22 protein-coding genes are annotated in these 17,917 nt (G+C 34.0%); 3 read left to right on the top strand and 19 right to left on the bottom strand.

Annotation, left to right across the window (positions count from 1 at the left end; all coding sequences use genetic code 11):
• Positions 1–115: 115 nt before the first annotated feature.
• The 4 genes from BUC31_RS01515 to BUC31_RS01500 all read right to left on the bottom strand — a co-directional run bounded on the left by BUC31_RS01515 (position 116) and on the right by BUC31_RS01500 (position 3,259).
• Positions 116–1,435 carry an MptA/MptB family glycosyltransferase gene (locus BUC31_RS01515; protein WP_139251879.1) on the bottom strand — a complete coding sequence of 440 codons (1,320 nt, stop codon included), beginning with the start codon at positions 1,433–1,435 and terminating at the stop codon, positions 116–118.
• 78 nt (positions 1,436–1,513) lie between these two features.
• Positions 1,514–2,296: an agmatinase gene (gene speB / locus BUC31_RS01510; protein ID WP_073240605.1), complete on the bottom strand. Its 783-nt coding sequence runs from the start codon at positions 2,294–2,296 to the stop codon at positions 1,514–1,516.
• Between the two features lie 29 nt (positions 2,297–2,325).
• Positions 2,326–2,703: a nuclear transport factor 2 family protein gene (locus BUC31_RS01505; RefSeq protein ID WP_073240603.1), complete on the bottom strand. Its 378-nt coding sequence runs from the start codon at positions 2,701–2,703 to the stop codon at positions 2,326–2,328.
• A gap of 10 nt (positions 2,704–2,713) precedes the next feature.
• The gene (locus BUC31_RS01500; protein WP_073240602.1) at positions 2,714–3,259 is read right to left on the bottom strand and encodes a forkhead box protein; all 546 of its coding nucleotides are present in this window, start codon (positions 3,257–3,259) and stop codon (positions 2,714–2,716) included.
• 273 nt (positions 3,260–3,532) lie between these two features.
• Between BUC31_RS01500 and BUC31_RS01495 the strand changes: the two genes are divergently transcribed.
• From BUC31_RS01495 to BUC31_RS01485, 3 genes are all read left to right on the top strand, one after another.
• Positions 3,533–5,335, top strand: coding sequence for a DUF885 domain-containing protein (locus tag BUC31_RS01495; protein WP_073240601.1), 1,803 nt, complete (start codon positions 3,533–3,535; stop codon positions 5,333–5,335).
• Between the two features lie 79 nt (positions 5,336–5,414).
• Positions 5,415–6,086 (top strand): class I SAM-dependent methyltransferase, encoded by a 672-nt coding sequence (locus BUC31_RS01490; RefSeq protein WP_073240600.1) that lies wholly within the window; start codon positions 5,415–5,417, stop codon positions 6,084–6,086.
• Positions 6,087–6,184: 98 nt separating this feature from the next.
• Positions 6,185–6,601 (top strand): hypothetical protein, encoded by a 417-nt coding sequence (locus BUC31_RS01485; RefSeq protein ID WP_073240599.1) that lies wholly within the window; start codon positions 6,185–6,187, stop codon positions 6,599–6,601.
• Between the two features lie 95 nt (positions 6,602–6,696).
• Here BUC31_RS01485 and BUC31_RS01480 read toward each other — a convergent pair whose 3' ends face one another.
• The 15 genes from BUC31_RS01480 to BUC31_RS20655 all read right to left on the bottom strand — a co-directional run bounded on the left by BUC31_RS01480 (position 6,697) and on the right by BUC31_RS20655 (position 17,772).
• The gene (locus BUC31_RS01480; RefSeq protein ID WP_073240598.1) at positions 6,697–6,912 is read right to left on the bottom strand and encodes a hypothetical protein; all 216 of its coding nucleotides are present in this window, start codon (positions 6,910–6,912) and stop codon (positions 6,697–6,699) included.
• The gene (locus BUC31_RS01475) at positions 6,912–7,538 is read right to left on the bottom strand and encodes a hypothetical protein (RefSeq protein ID WP_073240597.1); all 627 of its coding nucleotides are present in this window, start codon (positions 7,536–7,538) and stop codon (positions 6,912–6,914) included. Before BUC31_RS01475 ends, BUC31_RS01480 begins: the two co-directional genes overlap by 1 nt.
• Entirely contained in the window at positions 7,528–8,580 is a 1,053-nt protein-coding gene (locus BUC31_RS01470; protein ID WP_073240596.1) for a YHYH protein, read from the bottom strand. The genes BUC31_RS01475 and BUC31_RS01470 overlap by 11 nt, the downstream gene beginning before the upstream one ends.
• A gap of 155 nt (positions 8,581–8,735) precedes the next feature.
• Complete coding sequence (locus BUC31_RS01465; protein ID WP_073240595.1) at positions 8,736–9,596, bottom strand: SDR family oxidoreductase; 861 nt, start codon at positions 9,594–9,596, stop codon at positions 8,736–8,738.
• A 54-nt stretch (positions 9,597–9,650) separates the two neighbouring features.
• Positions 9,651–10,202 carry a TetR/AcrR family transcriptional regulator gene (locus tag BUC31_RS01460; protein ID WP_073240594.1) on the bottom strand — a complete coding sequence of 184 codons (552 nt, stop codon included), beginning with the start codon at positions 10,200–10,202 and terminating at the stop codon, positions 9,651–9,653.
• A gap of 431 nt (positions 10,203–10,633) precedes the next feature.
• On the bottom strand, positions 10,634–11,062 hold the full coding sequence (locus tag BUC31_RS01455) for a helix-turn-helix domain-containing protein (RefSeq protein ID WP_073240593.1): 429 nt from the start codon (positions 11,060–11,062) through the stop codon (positions 10,634–10,636).
• A gap of 343 nt (positions 11,063–11,405) precedes the next feature.
• On the bottom strand, positions 11,406–12,449 hold the full coding sequence (locus tag BUC31_RS01450; protein ID WP_073240592.1) for a hypothetical protein: 1,044 nt from the start codon (positions 12,447–12,449) through the stop codon (positions 11,406–11,408).
• Positions 12,450–12,582: 133 nt separating this feature from the next.
• On the bottom strand, positions 12,583–13,062 hold the full coding sequence (locus BUC31_RS01445; protein ID WP_073240591.1) for a hypothetical protein: 480 nt from the start codon (positions 13,060–13,062) through the stop codon (positions 12,583–12,585).
• A gap of 350 nt (positions 13,063–13,412) precedes the next feature.
• On the bottom strand, positions 13,413–13,763 hold the full coding sequence (locus tag BUC31_RS01440) for a hypothetical protein (RefSeq protein WP_073240590.1): 351 nt from the start codon (positions 13,761–13,763) through the stop codon (positions 13,413–13,415).
• 246 nt (positions 13,764–14,009) lie between these two features.
• On the bottom strand, positions 14,010–14,486 hold the full coding sequence (locus BUC31_RS01435) for a cupin domain-containing protein (protein WP_034669023.1): 477 nt from the start codon (positions 14,484–14,486) through the stop codon (positions 14,010–14,012).
• 228 nt (positions 14,487–14,714) lie between these two features.
• Positions 14,715–15,008, bottom strand: coding sequence for a hypothetical protein (locus BUC31_RS01430; RefSeq protein WP_073240589.1), 294 nt, complete (start codon positions 15,006–15,008; stop codon positions 14,715–14,717).
• Positions 15,005–15,514 carry a hypothetical protein gene (locus tag BUC31_RS01425; RefSeq protein ID WP_073240588.1) on the bottom strand — a complete coding sequence of 170 codons (510 nt, stop codon included), beginning with the start codon at positions 15,512–15,514 and terminating at the stop codon, positions 15,005–15,007. Before BUC31_RS01425 ends, BUC31_RS01430 begins: the two co-directional genes overlap by 4 nt.
• Before the next feature lie 213 nt (positions 15,515–15,727).
• Complete coding sequence (locus BUC31_RS01420) at positions 15,728–16,369, bottom strand: hypothetical protein (protein ID WP_073240587.1); 642 nt, start codon at positions 16,367–16,369, stop codon at positions 15,728–15,730.
• Positions 16,370–17,034: 665 nt separating this feature from the next.
• The gene (locus BUC31_RS01415) at positions 17,035–17,319 is read right to left on the bottom strand and encodes a hypothetical protein (protein WP_073240586.1); all 285 of its coding nucleotides are present in this window, start codon (positions 17,317–17,319) and stop codon (positions 17,035–17,037) included.
• A gap of 51 nt (positions 17,320–17,370) precedes the next feature.
• Positions 17,371–17,772: an HAD domain-containing protein gene (locus BUC31_RS20655; protein ID WP_396627736.1), complete on the bottom strand. Its 402-nt coding sequence runs from the start codon at positions 17,770–17,772 to the stop codon at positions 17,371–17,373.
• Positions 17,773–17,917: the final 145 nt, after the last annotated feature.

Raw genomic sequence — 17,917 nt, 5'->3', positions numbered from 1 at the left:
AAGAGCAACTGGGCTCACGGTACTATATAGAAAGTAGTTTTTTTCGTTCATTACAGGGTAAATGTACAAATTATATTTATTTGACATCACTCATCGTATAATTTTTACAAAAACTTCACTTTTTGTTATTATGTGCAACAATTTCATAAATAATGAAGCCGTACACTGAAATATACTCAATGGCAAGAAGCCAGAGGTTTTCTTTGAAATCTGCCTGAGAATAAGCCAAGTAGCTTAATACAATAGCGGCAGACCAAATGATAGCATATCTATACGTTGTAAAAATAGAAAGTAACACCAGAAAAATGGCATACCACGGGTGTACCGTAGTAGACATAAAGTAATAGATGGTCAAAACCCACATCATAGACCAAAGCACTCTGTTTAAGTCATATCTTTTTGGTAAAAATGTAAATAGACCTACGGTGGCTATGGTAAGTAACGGAGTAATTTTGCCATATTCTTTAATGAACTCCCACGGCTTTGCATCAAAATGTATGGCAGTTTTTTTAGCGATATTATAGATGCTAGCATTGAATTCAAAATTTGAGAACCATAGCTTCAGAGTTTTAGAATAGTTGTCTATAAACTCTGGGGTATTAAATGGTAGAAAAAGAACGATTGAAGTGATACCAATGATCATATAGAAAATGATACTTTTTTTCCATCCTAGGTACTTAAAGAAAAGTGGTAAAAATAATAGGGGTACTAGTTTTATTGAAATAGAACAAGCCATAACTATACCTGCAGTTTTCCATTTATCTATTGATAATAAAAACATAGCTAGAATAAAGAAAAACAGCATAACACCTTCAAAATGAAGATTGCCGGTAAGCTCTACAATTACAAGCGGATTTAAAAAATACCAGAATATTAAATGCGGAGATCTGTTCAGATTTTTTAGCAGCTTTCTGCCAAAATAGAATATACCAATATCGGCAAGTATAATAATTGCCCGTAGGGTCAGCAGTGACGCAAAAATACTCTTACCACCTACAAATGCTGCAATTGCAAAAATAAGCTGGTTCAAAGGTGGGTAATTGCTATAGTGGCGTGCACTTAAACTGCCCATACCTTCATAAAGTATATTGGCATTTGGTATCATAGATACCATGTTTGTCATTAACTGATCTGGGGTGTGCAAATAGGGGTTGGCACCACTAGAAACCAAATGTCCGTCCCAAATAAAACGATAAAAATCTTGAGATAAATTAGGTTCTATACAAAGAAAAATAAGTCTAAAAATCACTCCTATGCCCAGTAGAAATCTAAAGTTCAATTTCTCGAACTGTATAAGTTTAAAACAGAAAAAGAAAAGCGCAACAAAGAGCGTAAGCAGCTTTATGAAATCTGTTCTCTGTAAGTGATATGCAAAGGTGTAATAGAATACAAAACTCAATATCGCCAATATCAAGGAAACCTTATGGAGTTTCATAAAATTTTTAAAAGAAAACGGCATTAGGGGTTTGGGTTTAGTAAAAGGTCAATTTAATGGTTTTTATTGAAATATGTTTTAACGTTCCATCATTTTACCAATAAGTTCTTTCATCATTTTTGCAGCCAAATAAGCGGTCATATCATGAAAATCTCGATTAGGATTATATTCGACAATATCGGCACCCACCACTTCGGTATCAATGTTATGAATTAAATCTAAAACTTGGCGCGATGAGAGTCCGCCAGGCTCATGATGAGAAACTCCTGGTGCAAAGGCAGGGTCAAAACCGTCCATGTCTAAAGTTATATACAATGGATTCTCAAATTTAGGAATGTTATTTAGGTCAAGATTTCGCATTTCATGAACGTCTACATTGTACTTTTTTGCTTGTGCAGCCTGATGCGGATTCAAAGTTCTAATACCTACTTGAACCAGTTTTACGGCAAATCCATTTTCCATAATTCTTGCAAAAGGGCATGCGTGAGAATACGGGTCGCCTTCATAGTCATGGTACAGATCTGCATGGGCATCTATATGTAAAATATCTAGTTTTGGGTAGTGCTCATGAAATGCTTTTATAATAGGAAAAGTAACCGAATGATCACCGCCTAATGAAAGTAGTTTAGCGCCAGATTCAATATTCTTTCTGGTAATTTCTGTAATATCAAAATACTCATTTATGGTAAAATCACCTTTATCGGTTATGGCATCATTTTCAATTGATACCCCGAATTCGGTACATAGATTCATTGAATCGCTGTACAATGCTTTTCTAATTAAGTTAGGAGCTTTCGCCGGACCTTGTTGAAACGATGATTTGGCATCCCAATTAAGACCTTGAATATTAATATTTTTCATAAAGTTGAGTTCTTTTGTCCGTTGCTGTATTAGTACATTGTATTTGGGTTCTTAGATTTTTCGGGTATTTGTTGAATAGAATCCCAATGTTCACAAATTTTACCGTTGGTATCAAATCTAAAAAAATCCATGGTAATGTATTGGTCATTTCCTGGCCATATTTGGTGCGTATGTAATGCCACTAAATCACCTTCGGCAATACAACGTACAAATTCAATAGACTTTTCTGGGTATTCTGTCTTCATACGTTCAAAATAATCAATGAAACCTTGTGTGCCGTTGGCTACATCTGGGTTATGTTGAATATATTCATTACCCACATATTTCTCTATAGCCAGTTTTGGTTGCCCTAAATAAGCTGTTTTGTAGAATGCGATGGCATTTTCTTTATTTTTCTGCAAGTCCATAATTTGAAATTTAGTCCTTAAGGATCTCAGTGATCGGAAGTTTTAATTTTTTATATTCATTAGGCAGGTCAACAAAAGCCTCATTAGTAAAGCTAAATGTACTGCCTCCGTCAAAAGTCCAATAATTACCTTCTAATTTACCGTTTTTGCTAGTGGTATGCTCTCTTGGAACATTATTAATTGAATATTGATTTTTCTCTTTGTTATACCAAATGCCCAGGGCACGCAAATCTTTTTCGTCAGTATAATTAAAAGAAATGCGTGGTGCTATAGTTCCTTCATTATTTTCAATAGTCACATCTTTATTGGTAAAATTTTCTAACTCTTTAGCCCATGACAGTTTATTTTCTTTCCATTTTGCTAATTGTTCCCATTGTGCTAGGGTCAGTGCGGTATCTTTTTCTGTTTGTATAATGGTAAAAAGATGTTCTTGTACAATCTCAATTTTATGGTCTTCCGGATAAACGGTTACGGTGTTTTTGTCGGCCGCAATTTTACTTTCTGTAATACCAAAGAATGAAGCTAATAGAAAGAAAATGATTTTAATTTGTTCCATTGATAAGACTATAGGGTTAAGAATTTTAAGCTTTAATATTTATCTTAAGTTAGTGAATATATATTTTTATGGTTTAATGCGGATATTCTTGTGATTAGTTTAAATAAGTCTAGAAAAATAGTTTAATTCCTTGATGTGAAAAAGCCTTAAGTGTTGAATATAAAAAGAGGAGTGTATATAATCAAAATCAGTATCTTTAAATCTTCCCCACCTGCTGTTCAGAATAATAACGAGAAGCAGAATTATAACAAACTAAATCCAAATTTAATTATCATGAAAAGAATTATTTCTACGAGCATTGCAACAAGCTTTTTGATAGCTTTTCTGCTACTTTCTTCATGTAAAGAAGAACCAAAGGTTGAGGTAGATCAAACGGTAGCCTTGAACAGATGGTTCGACGATAAATACGAAGAGCAGTTACAAATGAGTCCGTTAGCGTTGACCGCTCAGGGCAGAAAAGATCAATATGATAAAATTGATGATTTAAGTAAAGCAGCTGAAGAAAAAGAGTTGGCTTGGTATACAGAAACTACCAACGAATTAAAAGAGAAATTCGATTATGATAAGCTAAATGATGCCGATAAAACGTCTTATGATTTATGGGTCTACCAATATGAAACATTAAAAGAAGGTGCCACTTTTGAGAACTTAGATTACGTTTTTGATCAAATGCGTGGTATGCATACGCGTTTACCAAGTTATTTAATCAATTTTCATAAGGTAGATAGTCTTTCTGATATGAACGCTTATATCTCTAGGGTTAAAGAGGTCTCCAGAGGAATTGATCAATTGGTAGAGCGAGCAAAAGAACAAGCCACAGCAGGAAATTTACCTCCAAAATTTGCATTTACCACGGTTATTGCTCAAACAAAATCATTGAAAGATGGTACACCATTGCTTAATGATATGAACGGTAAAATTGATGCGCTTTTAGCATCAGAAGAAATTACGGCAGAAGAGGCTACTTCACTAAAAGAAGAATCGGTAAAGGTTCTTAATGAGTATTTTTCACCATCATATGATAAATTGTTGGCTTGGTTAGAAAGTGAGGTTGATAATGCGGAAGAAACACCAACGGGAGTAAGTCGTCATGAGAACGGTAAAGATTTTTATAATTATCGTTTAAAAGTTTTTACTACCACAGATTTAACAGCAGACGAAATTCATGAAATTGGTCTGGCAGAGGTAGCAAGGATAAAAGAAGAAATGATGGCAATCAAAGAAAAGGTAGGTTTTGATGGCGATTTAAATGCCTTTTTCAAATTTGTAAATACAGACCCGCAATTCTTTTTTCCAAATACAGACGAAGGTAGACAGGGGTATTTAGATGAGTCCACAAAGTATTTAGATGATTTAACGAAGAAGCTGCCAGACTACTTTGGTATTTTGCCAAAAGCAAAGTTGCAGGTAAAAAGGGTAGAGGCTTTTCGTGAACAGGATGGAGCGCCACAGCACTATTCTGCAGGTACACCCGACGGTTCTAGAAATGGTACGTATTATGTACATTTATCAGATATGAACGCTATGCCTAAATCTACGATGGAGGGTGTTGCGTATCATGAAGGTAACCCAGGGCATCACATGCAAATATCTATAGCACAAGAATTAGAATCTGTACCTAAGTTTAGAACTCAGGCTGGTTTTAGTGTTTATAGTGAAGGTTGGGGATTATACTCAGAAGCATTGGCAAAAGAAATGGGCGGTTACCAGAATCCATATTATGATTTCGGTCGTTTGGTAAATGAAATTTGGAGAGCAATACGTTTGGTGGTAGACACAGGAATACATGCAAAAGGATGGACAGAAGCAGATGCTGTAAAATATTTTACAGAGAATTCTTCAATTTCTCAAGGTGCAATTGTTGCAGAAGTTCAGCGGTATATGGTAATGCCAGGGCAGGCGACTTCTTATAAAATTGGGATGCTTAAAATTCAAGAATTGCGTAAAATGGCAGAAACCGAGTTAGGTGATAAATTTAATATCAAAGGATTTCACGATACTATTCTTGGCGGAGGTGCTTTGCCTTTAGAATTGTTAGAACGTAGAGTAAAGACTTGGATAGCAACTCAGAAATAATTAGAATTCATCTATTTTAAAGTATATTAACAAGCCATAAACGAAAGTTTATGGCTTGTTTTTTTTAATATAGAGTACGGTGAATAAAAAAGAAAATAAATCGAAACGCAATAAAAAACCATGGCCCACGAAAGATGCCATGCAGCAGGTCTATGAAAAGAACCTGTGGGGTAGCAGTACTTCAGATTTTTACTCTGGTGATGGATCATATCGTTCAGAAATTGTAGCGCCTTATGTAGAAGCTCTGGTCAAATTCTTAAATGCGTTTGAAAGTCCGGTTTCGGTGTGCGATTTAGGGTGCGGAGATTTTAACGTTGGCAAGGAGTTGGTGAAGTATACCAAGAACTACATTGCCGTTGATATTGTACCTGAGCTAATTGAGCGAAACAAGCAAGAGTTTAAATTGGCAGATCTAGAATTTCAATGTTTAGATATAGCCGTAGATGAGTTGCCAATTGCAAATTGTGCTATTGTACGCCAAGTATTACAACACATCTCTAACGATGAGATAAAACAAGTGGTGGCAAAATTATCGAGTTATGATTATGTAATAGTAACAGAGCATGTACCTGAAGGTGATTTCGTGCCTAATATAGATATTATCTCAGGTCAAGGCACTCGTTTAAAAAAGCAGAGTGGTATAAATCTTTTGTTGCCTCCATTTAATTTTAAGATGCTTGAAGAGAGCGTATTATTATCAGTTATTGATAAAAACGGCCTAATTGTAACCACTTTATATCGTTGTAAGTAAATCTTCTTTTTAGTATTAATTTTTTCAATCCTGATAAATATCATAGTATAAATTTACGTTGTTCTCTAGCTTTGATGATATCATAAAAACAAACGTAGATGAGCAAAGTAGAAATAAATCAAGGAGAGATAAAAGTGAAATTTAATGAACCAACTTCAGGTAAATTATCTTTTGAAGAATTAGGAATCTCTAATGAAGGTGCAAAGTTAGAAAGCGGATTACTTCGTTTGGTTTTTGATTTAGAAGGTATTGGTGAGCATGATTATTACCAAGTGCCTACTTTAGAATTGTTTTATGAAGAGAATATGTCTGAGACCCATTGGGTTTGTGAGTTCAACGGAAAAACCATTCTTGATAAATTAGATCATTATGGCCATTCAACCATTTTATTACTCAATAGAGATATATTAAGTAAGCTAGAGCAACATCATGAAAATGTGTTGATTGTTCATGCTGAGTTTCCACAACCGGCAAAGTTAAATTTGAAAGAATCTTCTATTCGTTTATTCAAGTAAACGAGAATAAATTTTTTAAGAAGAGGGTAGCGAAAGGTTCGTTTGTTTTACAGTGGTAGTTCATAACAAGCAGACCATTTAGATTGTTGTTTAGTTCACAGGTCATTTTCGCTATCCTTCTTTTTTACAGCTTCTTGCTGCATATATCCAAGAGACCAAACAAGAATTCCAGTCCAAAAAAACAGCTGGTTGTATTGGGTAATGTCAGGTATGGGATCTTCACCAAAAACTCCCATTTCCATAAATTGAAAGACTAGCCCTACTACAACGATGACCAAAGCAATATAGACTACTGTTTTTGGTTTTTTCATTATTGAAATTTTCTTTTTCTAGAAATTAAAAGTAGGAGACCTCCAATTATCAAAGTAATTAGATAAGGTAAATACTTCAAGGGTGCTTGATTACTTTTAGCTGTTGGCACTACCCATTTTCCATCTTCTAAAATAATGTTTATTTCGTGTTGATTATCAGGATGTAAAGTAAATTTTTCTTTTGGAAACCCGTCCAATAAAAATATGGCTACAGACTGGTTACCATGAATATCCTTAAACATCTCATTTTTTAATTGAATAACTTTTACCTCTTCTGGTAGGCCTACGATCTCTGTGACAATTTTAGTTTCATGACCTAAAAACACTTTAGAATTTTTGAAGTGTAAAGTGTCTTTCTCATTAATGATAAAAGAAAACCTAGAATTAAAAAGATCAAGTACTAGGTTTTGAAATTCTTCTGGAGATTTATAAGCACCTTCTCCGTTTGCATAATTTACTTCTTGTTGAAAAGCAGTCAATGAACTGTTTAGTTGTAAAACAATTTGTCCGTTTTCGGTTTTAGAGATGATGATACTTGAAAAATCAGGACTATGGGCAAATGCGGTAGTATTTAACCATAGCAAACTGAAAAATATAATTTTTAAAGCAGTGTTTTTACAAAGCATATTCACCACGTAAGCCATCAATGAAATTATTGTTTCCGGCTTTGTCTACATGGTAATGATAGCCTCTAGTTTCATCATAATGACCTCTAGAATCATCCAAGTCTGTGTATTCATTTCCATCTGAATCCGCATTTTCAAAAATTCCGTAACCGTCAAAAGCATAACCGATCATTGCAGAATGATTATCTTGCTGTTCTATTTTTTTTGATACACCTGTTGCGGCATGGTAATGATACCCTTCATGTAAGTTTATATGTCCGCCAGCATCATCAAAAGGAGCCAAGGTATAAGCAGCTAAAATATTGTCTGTAGGTGCAGGAGCATTAAAGACAACGCCGTTAAATGCTAGTCCTCTATCAGATGGGGTTGTGGAATTACCGCCAGGTCCGCCAGGTGGTGGTCCTGGTCTTTCATGTCCATCATCTGGTCCGCCACCAGGAGGTGGTCCGCCAGCTGGTCCGTTAGAAAACGGATATGGATTTTTAGCTTTTTTAGGAGTAACGGGTATATAGTATGTGTGTGAAATATCAGCGACATAAGAGGGCAAACATTCTACACAAAAATTTTGATATTCTTCACCTACGTTAGGGTTAGCGGCATCGTTACATTCTTCTTTAGTACTTGTTTTAGTGATTTTTCCCGTTTCACTATTGTACATCATCCAAGTCTCATCATCATAGAACGTACCTAAGTTTTTTACGAATTCGCCATCTACATCATATACTTTACCATCTTCTAACCAAATTCCGCCAGCAGATGCATCATCAGCAATATTATCAGGACACCATGGTCCCATTTCATGGTCAGTTGGGGTAGAGGTGACCACTATTTTATAACAATCTGCAGTAGAACCATCAGATAATTCTCTACTAACAATAGAAATGGGCTCAACTAAACCGCCAGATAAAAAGTTCTCTTTTTTTACCGAAATGGTTACTTCATTATCAGCATCTGTTTTGGTATTTGATTTTGCATTTTTACAAGCTGTGAAAGATATTAGTAGTAGGCCTACAACTATGCTTTTAAATTGAATATTTAACATTATAAATTCGTATTGCTAAGGAATTTAAAGTTAATAATTTTAAATAGTTTAGGTTACATAAGTATTATATTATTTGTGATGATAGTACAAATTAAAACGAACTTTAAAGTAACTCAATGACCTTAATAAAGGTCATTGAGTTTTGAACAGATGTTTTATAGAAAACTATCTTTTAATTGTTGAACTATTTTAGATCCATCTGGATCTGCTTGTGTTTTTAGGTTGCAAAATTCTTCTGCCCATTTAGAAGTTCTAATGCGTAAAGGTGGGTTTTCGTTTTGTGCCACCTCTAAAACTACATTGGCAACCTCTAGTCCGGTTTGGTATACTTGATCTTTACTTTCATTGGCTCTCTTTTGGTTACCGGCCATGTACCTTTCAAAAATGGGTAGATATTCTCCGGTGGCAAACTGACCTTCAACAGCGGTTTTACCAATAGCGGAGGTCATAAATTCTGTTGAAATTCCGCCAGGCTCAACACAAGATATTTTAATATTAAAGGCATCACTTACGTAGGTAGCTAGACCTTCCATAAAACCTTCAACGGCAAATTTTGCTCCGCAATACAATTCATTAAATGGCTGACCAACCAAACCGCCTACGGAAGTTATAGTAATTATCTGACCAGATTTTTGCTTTCTCATATAAGGTAAGACAGCTTGGGTACAGAATACAACTCCCAGATAATTTACGTCTGTAACCCATCTAATTTCATCTTCAGTACTTTGCTCGGTTGTTTTTGCAAATCCGGCTCCTGCATTATTATATAAAATATCTATTCTCCCATCCTTGTCTATGATTGTTTTAAGGGCAGATTCAATAGAGGTTATTTTAGTAACATCTAATGGTAGAATTTCAATATCTAAATTTTCTTCTGCAATCCTTTTTTCTAGTTCTACCCCTTTTTTAAGATTACGCATGGTTGCATATACCTTGTAGTTGTTTTTTGCGAATAGGATGGCACTTTCAAAACCAACACCTGTTGATGTTCCTGTAATAAGCACATTTTTTTTCATAAGTACATAATTTTATTGGAGTGAACGTTCATTCCAAATGTTAAACAAATTTTTTTATTCTTTAATTCCGTCCCAAACCAATTGTAATTGGTTGTTAAGGGAAGCTTTTTTTACGGTAGATTGATTAAAATACCATCTTAAATACGATAATACGGCACCACCAATAAACATGAGTAACTCATCTACTGCAATAACTTTTATAATGCGTTCCTGTTTACCTTTTATTAATAGTTCTTTTACCGGATTGATAGCTTTTGCACCTTCTGTTCGTATTTCTTCTGTAATAATAGGAGATGCTTGTAATTGCTCCATAAACTTAAAACTCTCCGGATTTTCAATAAAAAATTCAATTATTGAGGAAAAATAGGTCTCAAATTGGGTTTTAATTGGTTGGTTGGCATCAAAATCTAGAAAGAGGGCTTTTTCTTTATTCTTGATGCTAATGTAAATTTCATTGATAAGAACATCTTTATTAGGGAAGTAGTTATAGATAGTTCCCATACCAGTACCGGCAGCTTTTGCAATAGCGGACATTGGGGTATTGTGTACTCCTTTCTCTGTAAGCAATTTAAGTGCTGATGATAGTATGGCTTCTTTCTTATTCACGAAGCAAAGGTAATAATATTGGAATGATTATTCCAAAATATTTTATTTTATTTTTTGTTTGCTAAGCGTAACTAATAGTACAACCAACAGGTTCCATATGAGGAAATAAATCCAAATATTGTTAGCAAACTCGGTGCGACAAGGTGGGCACGTGCGACCTGAAATACAAGGTTCGCAAAATATTAAATAGGGGTCAATTAAGAACCTGATTAAAAGCAGGATATTTCCTATAACCCCAATTGTAATAATTAGATTCTTATATTTCATTAGCTAAGTGATTTCTTTCTGATATAGATTTTTTTTAATTCCTCAATTGCAAGTCCTTTACTAAATTTTCCATCGGTTCGAGTAGATTCATTTGAATAATAGTCAGTTTTTATTCCGCTACATTTTTTGTCACAATAATAGAACTTATAACGATGCTTATTATGCTAAACTCGATATTCTTCAATTTTAGGAAGTAGTAGAGTGTCTGAGTTAATCTCTTTGTTGATATTGATTCTGTGAGTTTCCCCATTAACGCTTGTTGCTGCCAAATTATTTTCGCCGAAACTTTGAAGAACAATGGTTTTATTTTCGAAATCAAATGCAAAGTATTGTATGCCATCTTTTACCTTCAATTCAAGAATCCTGTTCACCATCTTTTCATCGGTGGAATTAGGATGTGGGCTACGTGGTTTTCTGGAGAGTTCACTAAGACCTTCATAACCTTCATTTTCAAACCGGGCAATGATTTTGTAAGCCGTCGGTCTTGAGATTTTAAAGACTCTGCAAAGCTCCGTGATAGTGAATTTTCCAGTTCGCCATTCACAGATAAATTCAATTTTTTGTTCCATAATCGTCTGTTCTTTCCAAGGCATAGCATCTGAATTTTAGTTTCAAATGCAACTTAAAAAGTGTAAACGTTGTTTGTATATCGTACCCTCAAATTAACTCCTAAAAAAGTGTAAACGATGTCCCTTTAACTTTGTAAACGATGTGCCTTTAACGTACCTAATTGTTGCCAACGGTTCGGCTAAGCGTAGTGCGGAAGTAAGGAAACCTTTCGTTTCCGTCTTAGCACGAAGCTAAAGCTTATTGTTTTGCTTTTTCTTTTTTGTTCCAAAGCTAAATCCATAAGATTTAGCGACTTCATAAATATACACAGACCATTCGATTTAGCCCTAAAGTCCGCATTACGTTTAGGCATTGTTAGCAGTAGTATTATTTGTACACTATTATTCTTTTTGTAATGTCGGCATATCTTTTTAGATGCTTTCTGTAAGAAGTTTTCTCTATCCAATTATTATTAGAATCATATGCATATTCATATTGATAAGTTTTTGTACCATTTTTTCTTATATAGGATTCTTCAATTAAATTATTCTTGTCATTGTACTTGTATTCAACACTATACTTTATATCAGCAGCTATGTAATCCACAATTGATTTTGATTTATTTCCGCTTGAGTCATATTCAAAGTAATCTATATTTATTAATGTGTCATTTTTCTGAAATGTCTTGATTGTTGTAATTTCTCGTTGTGTAATATGAGAACTAGCATCAAAAATATCTTGATAAAGGGAGTTTAAAAGAATACAATTATTTTGAAATTGTTGCACTAATAAATGTTCATACTTTTTTCGATATTTATTAGATTTTATCTTGTTGTCATATTTTTCGGAATACTCATATTCTAGTTTTTGATAATTTGAGTCCGTTATGTTTCCGCGAGTCTTCTTTGTCATGAGACCTTCTTTATTGAAGTGAAACTCTTGTTCAATACCGTCATCAAATTTGTATTTTTGAATAGTTCCATTTTTAGAAGGTGTTTCATTTAAAAAATGTAAGTTGTTGTAATTTATAGGTTCCTTCTTGATAGTATTGTACAAATAGTACTTTACAGAATTTAGTTTGTTTTGCGAATCATAAAAGGCGTGAATCCTTTCTTTCTTTGAACCATCTTTATTAAAAAGGTATATCTCTTTTATGTTATTGGAATTATCATATACAATAGAGTCTTTTTGGGATAAGTAGTCATTTGAGAAATATAATACTCTAAACCCTTTTGAATTAAAAGTAAAAACTTCTGTCTTTTTTAGTTCTTGTTTCTTTGCACCTCTATTATAATTATACGATTTTAGTTCAATACGAGAAATATTTCCCTTTTTATTGAGGTCCAAAATATCGGTATCAAATTTTAATTGCCCAAAAATGTTACTTGATAAAAGTAAAAATGTACTAAATGCTAATATTTTAAATGTCATTTTATTTTTTTGATATTACTGCTAACGGTCTTGTGTATGATTTCGTTGCGTGTTTCAGCAACTAAATTAGCAAATACAAACCGAATAGAAAATCCGCGAGGATTTTCGTAAGTAGGCAAGTACTAGCAATGAATTATACACGTTGTTGTACGCTGGCTTTTTTCGTTCGTTTTATTATTCTTATCAGACTCGGAACAATCGAAATGATGGCGCTTGCACCTATAATCAGTCCGTAATTTATTCCATTCCAATGTAATTTTCTAATTCCGTCATCACAGGCTGTACATTCTGCAATTTTTATATTCGCATCGATAACTGAAATAGTGACTAAAGAAATTCCGAAAATCAGTAAGCAAATAATTCCATTTTTTAGAAATGTAGTCATCTTCTTATTCAGATTTTCAAGTGTCAAAATCAAAGGAACTATTCCCAATGTTATGTAATATGTTTTATCAGAGAAAATATACATATTATTTGCAACAAATTTAATTTTGTCAGAAGTTGACCATTTAAAAACATCTTGAATTATTTCACGAAAAAAAGATTCAGAATACAATGCGATTCCAAATCCGATTATGAATGCTATAATTCCAAATATTATCTTTTTTGTCAATTCGAGTGAGTTTTTCAGCTTGCGTACAACGTTTTAGCTATGAACAGTACGGGAGCAAACTGGCGTTTGCTTTCCCCCACGCACATAGCAAAATCTTTTTGTTTTGTTTTTTCTTTTCCTTGTTTAAAGCAAAATCCCAAAGATTTTGCGGACTTTATAAAAATACACAAACCTTTTGTTTAAGCCCTAAGCCTGTATTGTTTATAGGTTTTGTTGTAATCAGTAGCTGCCTTCTGAGTAAGCACATAGCGATTACGTTTTCTACTTTTCCGCCAGAGTACATTCCATCTGCGTAACAGTTACCTTTGAGTAAGGTGTCCATTCGCGCAAACTACTTATCTTCTTTTGGATTAATATTTTCTTTCTTCATATTCAAATATGGAATCTTTCCTTTTAACTGTAAATTTCATTTGGTTTTTAGGTTTGAAAATTGAATCTCCTACATGAAACTTTTTACTCGGATATAATACTCCAGTATAAAATATAGTAGTAGTATCCATATTTTGAGTTATCAAAAAACGAAATCGCCCTTTGTTGTTCTTTCTTGTTGCTATGATTAGTCCTTGAATTTCAATAGGTTTTAGCTCCTTACGATACTCTTCAATAAATTCCTTTTCAGATTGAAAACACGATGCTAATAAAATTGAAAGTAGTAAAAGAATGGTAAAAGTCAATCGGTTCAAAAATCTGTTTCCAAACATTTTATTTTTTTGGCTATTGATTACAACGGCTCGGCTAAGAACAGTACGGGAGCAAACTGGCGTTTGCTTTCCGTTCAGCGATTAGCCGAAACCTTTTGTTTTGGTTTTATTTTTTTCTTTTAAAATCCCAAAATCCAATTGTTTTGGCGGACTTCATAAAAATACGCAAGCCATTCGTCAAAACCCGTAGCCCGTATTGTTTTTAGGCATTGTTGTACGTTGGCATTTCCGTCCGAGTGTGTTATTTCAATTACCCTTTAGTTTTTCGGCTACTTCATCATAATACTCCTGCGTAACTACTTCAGTCCAAGAAGTTGGTTGTCCACCACCATATAAAGCTAAATATGTTACATCACTAAATTTGGTAGAAGAATGCCAATGTTCAATGTCTTTCTCACATTTAATTACATCGCCTTTTTTCAAAATTACAGGCGCAGTTCCTTTCTCCTGATAATATGCTTCTCCATCTACAATTATTAAGACTTGCGCAGTTCCATGTTTATGCCAGTCCAAGGTCGAGTTAGCTTTAAAAGTTGCTTTTGTAATATTATAACCCAATTCCTCATCATCGTGGATAATAGCATTCAACCAAGCTTCTCCGATATAATGAGTATTCGGTGCTTTTGTTCCTTCCGTTAGATAGGAGGATACCTTGTAATCTGAGTTTTGGGAAAATACAGATACAGAGGTTAAAAGTAATAGGAGGAAAATTGATTTTTTCATTTTCTTGATGTTCATATATTTCTTGTTTGTTCCGATTTTCATGCTTGCGTACAACGGTGCGGCTAAGCGTAGTACGGTGCAAGGAATCGTTGAGTTTCCTTCTACGCACGAAGCTAAAGCTTTTGGTTTTGCTTTTTCTTTTTTTCGTTCAAAGCTAAATCCCAAAGATTTAGCGACTTCATAAATATACACAGACCTTTCGATTTAGCCCCAAAGCCCGCATTACGTTTAGGCATTGTTGGCAATAGTTATTTTTTGCAGGCGGTAATTTATAACCATAGCAAGAATGAACGCAATTAAAACATGTATTAAGGGTATTGCGAATAACATCATTAATCTTCCCAATCCATATTCGTCATGTCCTAAAAAATCCAAATTTCCATAGATTATGTATGTGGTGTAAATGGCTAATATTGCAAAATTTATAGCAAAGAAAATCCAAAAATGTTTCCATTTGCGAACTAAATAAATACTTAGCGCCCATAGTACAAGACCGACTCCTAGTATTAGTAATGGTTTCATTCTTTTACTTTTTTTCCATTCACATACTGGAAAATCAACTGATTTCCATCATCGTCATAACACATTTCCCGTCCATGTCTTTTCTTTCCGTTGTATTCACAGCTATAGGTCACTTTGTTATTCTCAAACTGTTCAAGTAATATTTTTTTTCCGTTTTCGTCGTAGGTTTTGATATGTAAAGTATCTTGTGATAGTCGGAGTCTTATCTCCTTTTCAATTACCCATAATTTATAACGGTTGTAGATTGTTTTATCAGAGACTTTCTTGTCTTTAGTATTAAAGTATAAGTTACTCCATAGAATTACTCCGTTTTTATATTGTTCTTCATAATTCAGTTTTCCATTTTTCCGTTTCTGTTGAGCAAGTCCAGTAAATCTTTGACCATCCATTTTATAGACCAAATCATTGTCGATATACACTTCTTTCATGTCCAAGGTATCTTGTGAAACAACTTCAATAGATACTGAAATAAGAACTAAAAGAATTAAGTATTTGATATGATTCATAATTATTGCTAACGGTTCGGCTAAGCGTAGTGCGGGGGCAAGGAAACTTTTCGTTTCCGACTGCGCACGAAGCTAAAGCTTTTGGTTTTGTTTTTTCTTTTTTTGCCCAAAGCTAAATCCCAAAGATTTAGCGACTTCATAAATATACACAGACCTTTCGATTTAGCCCAAAACTCCGCATTACGTTTAGGCTTTGTTGTACATAGTGTTTTTTTAGGATTCCCATTGGTTTATTGAAGTCAGAATTTCCCACACTCCATTAACTTTCTCGAAAATCACTACCCTTCCATTTCCACATAAACCTCCACAATGAAATCCGAAATAAGCTGAAGCTAAATTTCCGTTGTACTTAACTTTAGAGAATTCAATGATATTTTTTGTTCCGTATTTTTTGATAATCCGTTTCCAAGGATTTTTTCGCTTGAATTTTTTACCAAAAATCGAATAGTATTTTTTTGAAGTTATTGACTGAATATTTAGCTTTTCCGTCGATAATAGATTTGCATTAATTTTCGGGCTTAAACCAAAATCAGTTGTCAATCTCTTCACAGAATTTCTAAATTTAGATTCCTGTATAAGTCGCTTTATAAAGATTGTATCGTTTCCCGTGTTTATTGAAATGAAATTTATGTCTGACTTCGAAATAGAATCAGATTTTGAGTTAAAAACATCATATAAATTGTCAAATTTGTTTTCGAATTGCTCAATTAATAAAACTGAGTCAATGCTGCTTTTAATTCCAAATTCTAATTGCTCCGATATTATCAAAGAATACAATTCATAATCCACTTTTTCGACCTGTGAAAAGGCTGATTGAGCAGTTAGAAATATTATGAAAAGTACTTTTTTCAACATTATGTACAACGCTAAATATAAGTGTCGTAGCAGGGCAAAAAGTTACCAAACTTTCGACATTTTCTGCGCAAGGATTGATAAATTATTCAAAATCAAGCATTGCGCCATTGCAAAAATACACGATCCAATCGATTTATCCTTAAACTGCTATGATCACTTATATAATGTTGTGGGGCGTACCATTTTTCAAAATCCTGAACTAAGCAAACACTCCGTAGCAAGGGGACATTACTTAGATAACACTCCGTCCTGATTTTCATTTTCACCGCAGTCGCCTTGCTACCAATCGATTAGTTCCAGTCCAAACCAAAATTGCTTTGACCTTTATTTCGTCCGCCGATAACAAGCCCAAAAAAAGCGGTTTTTTGCACGAACTGCTCCGTAACCCTCCTCAATTTGGGATTTTTCACCGCTTTTTTCTTTCGATGAGGCACAAACCACCGCAAAAAATCAGCGGTCGTTGGGCTGGCGTCCGTTCGCCGTTGCGTTCTGATTGCGTACCGTTCTTCAGAACCACAGTATGCCCCACAACGGTATAGTGTATGATTTCGTTGCGTGTTTTAAGCATTAAAGTTAGCAAATAAATCACAGATAGAAAGTCCGCGAGGACTTTCGTAAGTAGGCTATAACTAGCAATGAATTATACACCTTGTTAGCTACAGTTTTTATACTTTCCAATTGAAATTTAGCGCTTTACATTTCGGACAAATCACATATTCTCCTTTAAGGTTATCAACTTTGCAACGATTACATTTTCCGTATTTTGTGTTGATATGCATAAAATTAAATTTGGCGTCAATACTTTTGATATTGTGTAGTGATTCTATTTTTGTGATTAATTCTCCGAGTTTTTTATTTGCTTTTAAATCAGATAGCATCTTTTTTTGTTCAAGAGTATATTCAGGAACTTCAAATTCTCTATCAGAACATTTTTGACAATTTCGTTTCATATTTTTTCAATAGCCTCTTTTAATTTTTCACTATTTAAGCCTTTTGTCAATTCAGTCAAAATCAGACGCTTTAAATTCCGTTATAAATTTTAGGATTTCCTCTTTTCGATTTCTGCAATCTGCGTATTCTGGTAAAAATCCAACGATATCTTTTTTTATTCCACGATTTTTAAAAATCAGATTAAATTCATTCAGAGTTTTCACGGTTCGACGAGTTGAGCTCAACCAAATGTCAAATTCCGCAAGAGTGAGAAGTCTGTTTAGATTTTCAACACAAGATTTATTAAATTCAGAATATCCATCCGAGTGAATTCGGTCGGCTTTCCAAGATGGATTTGTTATTAGAACTCCATCTAAATCTAATATCAAAAGTTTGTCGTTTCTCAAATTGCAGATAACGCTTAAGCTATGATTAGTGCGGCGTAGAAATTCAGGGAATTTCAAGCCAAGCACAAGTAAAAGCTTTTAGCGTTTTTTAGTTTGAGTTTAAAAATAAGAAAAAAGCTTTTGCGAAAATGCAAATCAACCAACATTTCGGCTAGAACCAGCACCCGCATTAATTATAGGTATTGTTAGCTGCTGGTACGACACATACGAG

It is taken from the genome of Maribacter aquivivus (assembly GCF_900142175.1).
In the GTDB taxonomy this organism is placed as follows: Bacteria; Bacteroidota; Bacteroidia; order Flavobacteriales; family Flavobacteriaceae; genus Maribacter; species Maribacter aquivivus.
Note: the sequence above shows the minus strand (reverse complement) of the source record. Positions and strands in the feature narration are given on the sequence as shown.